This window comes from Streptomyces sp. NPDC044061, assembly GCF_056434305.1.
Map to the genome: position 1 here is coordinate 139,610 of NZ_JBWKFL010000023.1, position 7,232 is coordinate 146,841.

General features: G+C 66.0%; 7 protein-coding genes. All 7 read right to left on the reverse strand.

Features of this window, described 5'->3' with window-relative positions:
* Nucleotides 1-4: 4 nt before the first annotated feature.
* Complete coding sequence (locus tag AC07CM_RS32535) at nucleotides 5-1,441, reverse strand: DNA phosphorothioation-associated putative methyltransferase (protein WP_478880048.1); 1,437 nt, start codon at nucleotides 1,439-1,441, stop codon at nucleotides 5-7.
* A 106-nt stretch (nucleotides 1,442-1,547) separates the two neighbouring features.
* Nucleotides 1,548-2,234, reverse strand: a complete 687-nt coding sequence (locus AC07CM_RS32540) for a DUF6308 family protein (protein ID WP_478880049.1) — start codon at nucleotides 2,232-2,234, stop codon at nucleotides 1,548-1,550.
* 110 nt (nucleotides 2,235-2,344) lie between these two features.
* On the reverse strand, nucleotides 2,345-3,289 hold the full coding sequence (locus AC07CM_RS32545; protein ID WP_478880050.1) for a hypothetical protein: 945 nt from the start codon (nucleotides 3,287-3,289) through the stop codon (nucleotides 2,345-2,347).
* Nucleotides 3,286-4,515 carry a PP2C family serine/threonine-protein phosphatase gene (locus AC07CM_RS32550; RefSeq protein ID WP_478880051.1) on the reverse strand — a complete coding sequence of 410 codons (1,230 nt, stop codon included), beginning with the start codon at nucleotides 4,513-4,515 and terminating at the stop codon, nucleotides 3,286-3,288. Before AC07CM_RS32550 ends, AC07CM_RS32545 begins: the two co-directional genes overlap by 4 nt.
* A gap of 8 nt (nucleotides 4,516-4,523) precedes the next feature.
* Nucleotides 4,524-5,198, reverse strand: a complete 675-nt coding sequence (locus tag AC07CM_RS32555; RefSeq protein WP_392265504.1) for a vWA domain-containing protein — start codon at nucleotides 5,196-5,198, stop codon at nucleotides 4,524-4,526.
* A 46-nt stretch (nucleotides 5,199-5,244) separates the two neighbouring features.
* Complete coding sequence (locus AC07CM_RS32560) at nucleotides 5,245-5,769, reverse strand: hypothetical protein (protein ID WP_478880052.1); 525 nt, start codon at nucleotides 5,767-5,769, stop codon at nucleotides 5,245-5,247.
* Nucleotides 5,766-7,070 (reverse strand): hypothetical protein, encoded by a 1,305-nt coding sequence (locus AC07CM_RS32565; RefSeq protein WP_478880053.1) that lies wholly within the window; start codon nucleotides 7,068-7,070, stop codon nucleotides 5,766-5,768. The genes AC07CM_RS32560 and AC07CM_RS32565 overlap by 4 nt, the downstream gene beginning before the upstream one ends.
* Between the last annotated feature and the right edge of the window lie 162 nt (nucleotides 7,071-7,232).

Below are 7,232 nucleotides of genomic sequence, written 5' to 3' on the forward strand. Positions count from 1 at the left end.
AGCCCTACGCCTCCGAGCGACGCACCAGCCGGTGCCCGCGCAGCTGCCGGCCGCACCTGACGAGCTCGGCCTCCCAGCCGTTCTCGGTCCCGATCAGGTGCGGCCGTTCATACAACCCCGCCCGCATCTCAGACTCGGTCAACCGGCGGTATCGCTGCACGTCCGCATCATCTGGTGCCAGAAACTCGTGCTTGCGGTGCAGCAGCGGCCGGTTGGCCGAGCTCTCGTATGAGAGATGGGACGCCTCAAGCGTCTGCAGGTCCACCATGTAGGAGGACCGGATCCGCGGATGCGGATCTTTGTCAAAGTCCGGGTAGTCCAGCCACGACACCGCTCGCCCTTGGTGCCTGAGCTTGGCCACGGTCCACTGCTCCGGGCGACCGGCAGCAATCGACGCGCAGTGCTCGTACAAGCGCAATACCGTCGGGATCCGCTCCAGCGCGCGTCGATGCACGTACAGCGCCGTCGGTGTCACCTTGCCGGCAACGGAGGCGTTCATGGCACTGCGCACATAGCCGTCGTCGCGGAGCTTCAACAACAGTCGGTCAGCCCGCTGACAAGCCTCCTTGTAGGAACTGAAGAACGTGCGCACGTCCTGTTGCAAGCCCACTGGCAGACTCCCGAACGGCCCGCGACCGTTGAACAGCTCCACCGCCAAGTAGAGCAACGTGTTCAACGTCGATCGCTTAGCCCCCGCAGAGGCCCGCTCAGGATCGGCACCATCCCGCACCAGGCGCTTGACGTCGCCAGGCCGCAGATGAGCCAAGAGCTCCGCAACGGTCCGCGGCATCTCCTCAATCCGCGGCGGACGCCCCCTGCGCTCGAAAAAGTCCACCACCGCACTCACCGCTGAGGCAGTGTCCTCGGAAGCAAGCCACTCGGCATCCGGGATCACACGCTGCGCCAGATAGCTCAGACGGGCGCCCTCGTCCCGGAACGCGTAGACGACTCCGGGCGCGGCCGCCACCACCCGCGCGCCGGTCACCTGCTCCACGTACTCCCGAAGCTCACTCGCGGCGTATAGATGCTGAAACGTCTGCCGACTCGTCAGCAGACCGTCCCCGAACTGCTGACCTTGGACCTTTGACTTCTCCCAGGTCAGCCGGGCTGAGACAACCAGCAGCGTCGAGGTCAGCTCCCACGCCTGCTTTAAGGTCTGCCGACGCTCGACCGGATCCTCGATCACGTTCAACACGTAGGTCAGCAACACGACGTCGCTGGCGACCAGCTGGGTATCGGAGCGGTAATACGGATCCCACCCAGCCACCTGGCAGTCCAACTGCTCCAAAGCCCTAACATCGTCACCACGGCCACAGCCGTAGTCGAGGATCGTCCGCTCAGGTAGCAACTGGCGGTCCGCCAGCGCCTGACGCGCGGGCACTGACAACGCCATCCGCCCGATCGCCGTTCGGCGACGCTCACTACCCCACATCTGCTGCATCACAGGCACCTGCATCCAGGTAACGACACGATCAGCAGGGTAGAAGACAGTGGTCCGGCGTGCTCACGCAACGGCGAACATGCCCCTCAAGTGTCAGCAGGCACCGTCACGCGGCGCATCCGCTGGCCGTGTGTTCCCAAATTATGATGTCTGCCGCTCGGAGAAGGCTGAGAGGCCTCTCGTCAGGCGTACGAATGGGGACGATGAGGTCTTGGATCCAACCCCGGTGACGGCGTAGGTCTGCTTGCAGGAGCGGCCACAAGCGCCGGGGGGTGTCCTTATAGGCACCGGGAACTGGCTTTTGGCCGAGGTAGAACCGGTAGATGCTGCTGTCGAAAATCGGCACCAGGTTAGGCCGCTTGCGGTGGAGGATCTTGGTGACGGCAACGGCCTTGAAGCTGGAGAGCCCCTTACCGCCGGCTTCACCTGTGGCCACTAGTGCTCGATCAACCAGAGACCAGGGTCCCGTCGACGGATCCAGCGTCACGTCCAAGAAGTCAGCTGTCGCACACCCCTTGTTCGCAAGCACCGCTTCCATGGCTTGCAGGACTTCAGCTCCCGGGCCATCAGGGTGGAACAACGGCACTACCTGCTTGTAGCCCATGCGAACGCTCAGCAGGGCCGGGGCCAGACAGTCCAACGGGCTCAATCGGTCCGGATCGCCCTGCCAGTCATACGTGCGGAAGGCTCTGGGCCCCCGGGGATCTGTGTAGGTCTGCAGGTGCTTCTCCGCACAACCATGCAGTGCTCCCATGGTCCTCACATAGCCCCCCGCAGCCTCGACGGTGCGCATGGCAGCGCCGCCGCTCTCATCAGAGCAATGCTTATGCTACGAGCTGTCGACTATGCGTGGACCCATACTCGTGGAACAGCCCGTCGAGGTCCCGCCTGAGCCCCCGGCCACTACCCACGGCGCAATTGAATCGGCCTGCGATCGCGGACGCCGTCCAGGACGGATGTATCGACGACGGGCCGCTGTCTGGGCTGCGCCGCGCGGAGCTGGATGGTGCCGCGGTCGCTCATGGCGTTACACCACTCGCTCGGCTTTGGCCTTGTGCCAGCCGGGCCGCCCGCCTGCTCGAAAAGGCTGCGGACGGCCGACTCTTGGCGGTCGTTGAGGCAGCCGGCGACGAATCTGAGCGGGTCACCCGGGACGACGTACGGGTCCTCGGCGAGGATCCGTACGACAGCCAGGGCGGTCTTGAAAGCGTCACTGTCGACGCTCGCCCGCGCTGACGGGGTGTGCGGGTCGCCCCACTCCGGGGTGTCAGCCTGGATCTGCACCGACACTCCTCCAACACGACGGAAGCCGTCGCAATCGATGAAGTGAACCATCGGCTCCGGCTGCAGAGACCACAGGATGTTGGCGTGGGAGATGTCCCCGATGACCATGCTGGTGCTGTGGAACCAGTCGACGGCCTTTGCACAGGCCATGGCCAGTGCGCGCCGCTGCTCCGGAGACGGGCGGCGAACGTTCTTCGTCGCGGGCCTCTCCGGGTAGAGCACGTGCTGCAGCTGTAGGAGCTTGGTCTTGCCGTTCGGCGTCTGCCATCTGTACGCGTCCGGTGCATTGCGCATGAGGAAGCCGACCGAACGGCCTCCGTCCGACACACGGCACAGCGGCCAAGCAGCGATCCGATCCAGATGGGCGCGCTCCGGGTCAGACAGTGCCTGGCGGAGCGCGGGGAGAGTCGCCAGGGCGCTCTCGTTCACGGTGGCGGGGTTCTTGTATTCCTTGAAGAGCAGGCCATCGCTGGCTAGGTACACGACGCCCTGACCGCCGCTGCCCATCTTGGCGCCGAGAGTGAGCGATGACTTCGCAACATCCTGACCGTCCTCGGCCGTCATCGGCCCACCACCCCCTCCCACACACAGATGACCGTGCGGTCGTCGTCGTACGTCTTGGCGCGGAGCTGCGCCTGCCTGAGGAATTCAGACATGGTCGGGACCTCGCCGATACCCCAGTAGGCGGCCAGACGCGCACGGAACTCGGGTTCCTGGTTGATCGGATTGGTGATTCCGTCGGTTCCGAGGAGCAGCAGTTCGCCCGGTTCGGATCGAAGCAGGGCGACCGCGGCATAACGGGTTGAAGGCAAGGCGGTCGTCCTCGTGCTGGCGATTCCACCGTCCTGGCCTTCCAACCCGTGCCACTCGCCATCGACGAGACGTAGCAAACCGCCGTCACCAATGCTGACCCATACCCTGTCCCGGATCTTGGTGTCCGTGGGCACCAGAAGGAGGTGCAGAGTAGTGGCGTAGTCCCGCTCGTCGAACCCCGCGGTCTTCGCCGCCCACTTCTTAAGGCAGTCGGGCACGGCCTCGCCGATGGCGCTGTTGACGGCAGCGATGAGCATCTGATGGTCCTGGGCCGCCAGCAGGTTGTGGAGGTCCCGGGCCTTCGTGTCCAAAGCCTTGATCACGGCGTGAGCCAATTCCTGCGAAGCGACGTGGGACCGCTTCGACGAACCAACACCATCCGCCACCGCGAGCACCAGCAACTGTTCGTTGCCCTCGCCAATCCGAGCCAACACCATCGCGTCCTGGCGGCAGGTCCCCTCCCACCGATGGGAGTCGCCCCGCATGGACGCGCCCAGCACGGCCAGTCCGGGCAGGGTGAGACCATCGACGATGGTATCCGGGGTGAAGGCAGCGAAATCGTCCTCACCGACGGCCGGCTTGTTCTTCGGGAACAGCGGATAGGCGGGGGGACGCCTGCCGATGTGCTCGGGAAACGTGCGCGCAGTGCCGCCGCACGCGCAGCCGGGGTTCACCGCCGACGGATTGGGGGCCGGCTGCGGGGCCGGTACCGGGGCGGGATCCGGGGTCAGTTGCGGCTGCGGCTGGACCTGAGTTTGCGAGGTCTCGTGGGGACCTGAAGTATCCAGCTCGACCTGCGGTTTCTGAGAGACGTGGGGCGTCGGCAGCGCCTGGGGCAGCGGGGACGCCGAGGCCGCGACCGCCTCGGCCGGAAGAGGAGCGGAAAAGGGCGCAGGCAACCCCATACTGACCAGCGCTACGGCCTGGTCCATCTGCTCGTCCGCGCTGATTGGCACGCGCGGGTCGTCATGATTCATCGGCGCGCTCACATCTTGTCCAGGGAGAGGCTGGTGTACCCGTCCACGTGGTCGTCGACCTTAAGGTCGAAGCCTTCGCCCCCTTTAGACGAGATGCTGGTGGTCGAGTTGACGATCGAGTTTGTCAAGCTCGACGCGAACTCGCGAAGGGCGACAGCGGGAGTGACATTGTCGCTCTTCTGGATGAACGCCTTGAAGTTGGCGACCTCAGCGATCGTCATCGGATCGGCCGTGCCGATGCCGAAGGCGATGATCTTCGGGGCGTAGGAGAACTCCTTGAGTTCCTTGAGTGCATCGCGCCAGAGGGTGTCTGGCATGTCAGTCGGAGCACCGTCGGACAGGAAGAAGACGACCGGGCGGAAGACGGAGTGGCCCTCGCCCTTCAGCCGGTCGATATCTTTCTGGATGGTGTCCTTAAGCAGCTGAAACGCCGAGGCAAACGACGTCACGCCACCCGCCGACAGCGACGGCAGAGAGTCGATCTCGCTGAGGTCGACCAGCGGCTGGAGCAGGGTGGCGCTGGTGGAGAAGCCGATCATCGCGAATCGGGCCTTGTCGGCGACGGCCGGGTTGGAGCTGATCTCGTCGTGCAGATCCGGCAGGGCGTCGTTGATGGCGTCCACGCCGCCGGCGGCCATGGAGGCGGACTCGTCGCAGACCAGGTAGAAGGGAAGAAGCTGCATTGCTTGCTCCTGAATCGATGGAACGTGGGGGACGACGGCCTGGCCGTCAGCGGGTGTAGAAGTAGATTTCGAGCGCGGCGCTGCCGGAGGTCGGGCTGCCCTGCCAGAACGGGCGCTCCACGGACTCGCCGAACATGTCTGGACGGGCCTTCTTCAGCGCCTTGTTGATCTCATCGGCGTACGCCTGACCCTGACTGGTCTCCGGAGACTCGCCGAAGGTGAGGACCAGAGCGGCCTGGCGGTCCCCGTACCGCTCAGTGGCCGCACGCACCTGCGCGACCATGGCAGACCGGTCGCCTGCGGCCGCCTGCACCCGGATCTTTACCGGCTTCAGCTCAAGCGACCGGGGCCCGGTGGGCGCCGGTGACGGCGAAGGGGACACAGACGCCGAGGTGGACGGCAACGGCTTCGGCTTCGCCGCCGACTGGGCTGCGAGCGGATCGGCCCGGTCCCCCAGGGCGACCAGGGCCAGGACGAGGAGCATGTCGGCGAAGAGCCAGCCGGCGAGGTGCAGCGGGTTGAACCGACTCAACCGGCGCCTCTCGCTCGCGGACCCGGACGAGGCGGTCATGAGGCCTTATCCAGGCTTACCGGCGGCCGCTGGGGATAGGCGGCGTCGGAGGAGGAATGCGGCCTGGCATCCGAGCGCTCACGCTGCTGCGGCTGCGCGAGGAACGGGTTACCCGGCGACATGGACGACGCAGGAGGCACCGGCGGTGTCGACGCTGAGGCCTGGCGCAAGATCTCCTCGGCCCTCGCGAGCGCTTCCTGCGCCTGTTTCCTGGCGTCCTCCGCCATGCGGCGCTCGATTTCGGCGGCCGCACGCGCCGCGTCGCCGTCCTTGGCGGCACGCTCCACGACGTCGATCAGGGCAGTGAACCGCTTCGCGGCCTCGTCGAGCGCCTTCGTGCGGTCGGCGATGCCGGAGACGGCCTGCCGGGAGTCCCCAGCCGCCTGCTCGGTGTGTTCGGCCATGGCCTTGAGGCCGTCGATGAGCTGGCTGTGCAGGTCGCCGACTACTTCGACGCTGGTGGTGAAAGAGCGCTGCGTGGCGGCCAGCAGCGTAACGGAGTCCTCGACGCGCTGAGCCGCGTCCGTGAGCGCGGTACGGACGTCGTCACCGTTGCCGGAGACAGTGGCCTCCAGCCTGTCCGTGGTGCGGGAGAGGAGGTTCCGAAGATCGTTTGTGGCGGTGATCAGGCTGTCGCGGCTACGATCGAGGGCCTCGCGGTGGCCGTTGACGGCATGCCGGAGCTCGTCGCCGACCTGCGTGAGCGGCTGGTCCAAGTCGCGTACGGCCGTACGGATCGCGGTGCCGCTGTCCCGGACGGTGTCAGCCATCCGCGCCACCGCCGTCTCGAGGGGGCGAACCGAATCGTCGGCTTCCGCGAGGCGTTCTTCCGCCTTTTCCAACGCCTCACGGACCACCTCGGCGGCGTTGACGAGATGCTTCTGTGCGGCGAGCGCCTTGGAGTGCATGCGCTGGATCTTCCCGCCGGCCTTGTTGAGCTCCTCCGCGAACCTTCCCGGCGAAGCAAAGCGGTGCGCATTGAGGATCAGCTGGGCTTCGGTCAGTACAGGCACCAGGCGGGCCATCGCGGCACGGGTCTCCTGCTCCGCCCTCTGCTCTGCCCGGTCCGCGGCGGCACGACGATTGCCGTGGAGCAGCGTTAGCGCGAGTAGGGCAAGAAGAGCGACACTGCCGACCTCGGCGACGTGGCCGAACTCGAACCAACCGCTGAGGTGCCCCTCGAAGCCGGTCTGCCACAACTGGAGGAAGGGGCGCCTGGCCGCCTTCGAGTCCGCGGTCGTGAGATCGCCATAGGCGCTGGTCGCCATCGCGAGACCGGACCAGGTAAAGATGAGCGGCATGAAGACGAGTGCGCCGAGGACCCAGTCCAGCCCGTCGACGGTCTTCGATACCAGGGCGGCCCGACGGCTAGGGACTGTCTTCAGTTGTGATCAAGCCGGGCTGGGCGCCAATCCGATAAGACTGTTCTGTGACGCGTGCGCAACTCACCGATGGTGAATGGG

Bases quoted from the DNA above. Each gene is read 5' to 3' on its own strand.
- AC07CM_RS32535 (WP_478880048.1), bottom strand. From the start codon at position 1,441: ATGCAGCAGATGTGGGGTAGTGAGCGTCGCCGAACGGCGATCGGGCGG.
- AC07CM_RS32540 (WP_478880049.1), bottom strand. From the start codon at position 2,234: ATGCGCACCGTCGAGGCTGCGGGGGGCTATGTGAGGACCATGGGAGCA.
- AC07CM_RS32545 (WP_478880050.1), bottom strand. From the start codon at position 3,289: ATGACGGCCGAGGACGGTCAGGATGTTGCGAAGTCATCGCTCACTCTC.
- AC07CM_RS32550 (WP_478880051.1), bottom strand. From the start codon at position 4,515: ATGAATCATGACGACCCGCGCGTGCCAATCAGCGCGGACGAGCAGATG.
- AC07CM_RS32555 (WP_392265504.1), bottom strand. From the start codon at position 5,198: ATGCAGCTTCTTCCCTTCTACCTGGTCTGCGACGAGTCCGCCTCCATG.
- AC07CM_RS32560 (WP_478880052.1), bottom strand. From the start codon at position 5,769: ATGACCGCCTCGTCCGGGTCCGCGAGCGAGAGGCGCCGGTTGAGTCGG.
- AC07CM_RS32565 (WP_478880053.1), bottom strand. From the start codon at position 7,070: ATGCCGCTCATCTTTACCTGGTCCGGTCTCGCGATGGCGACCAGCGCC.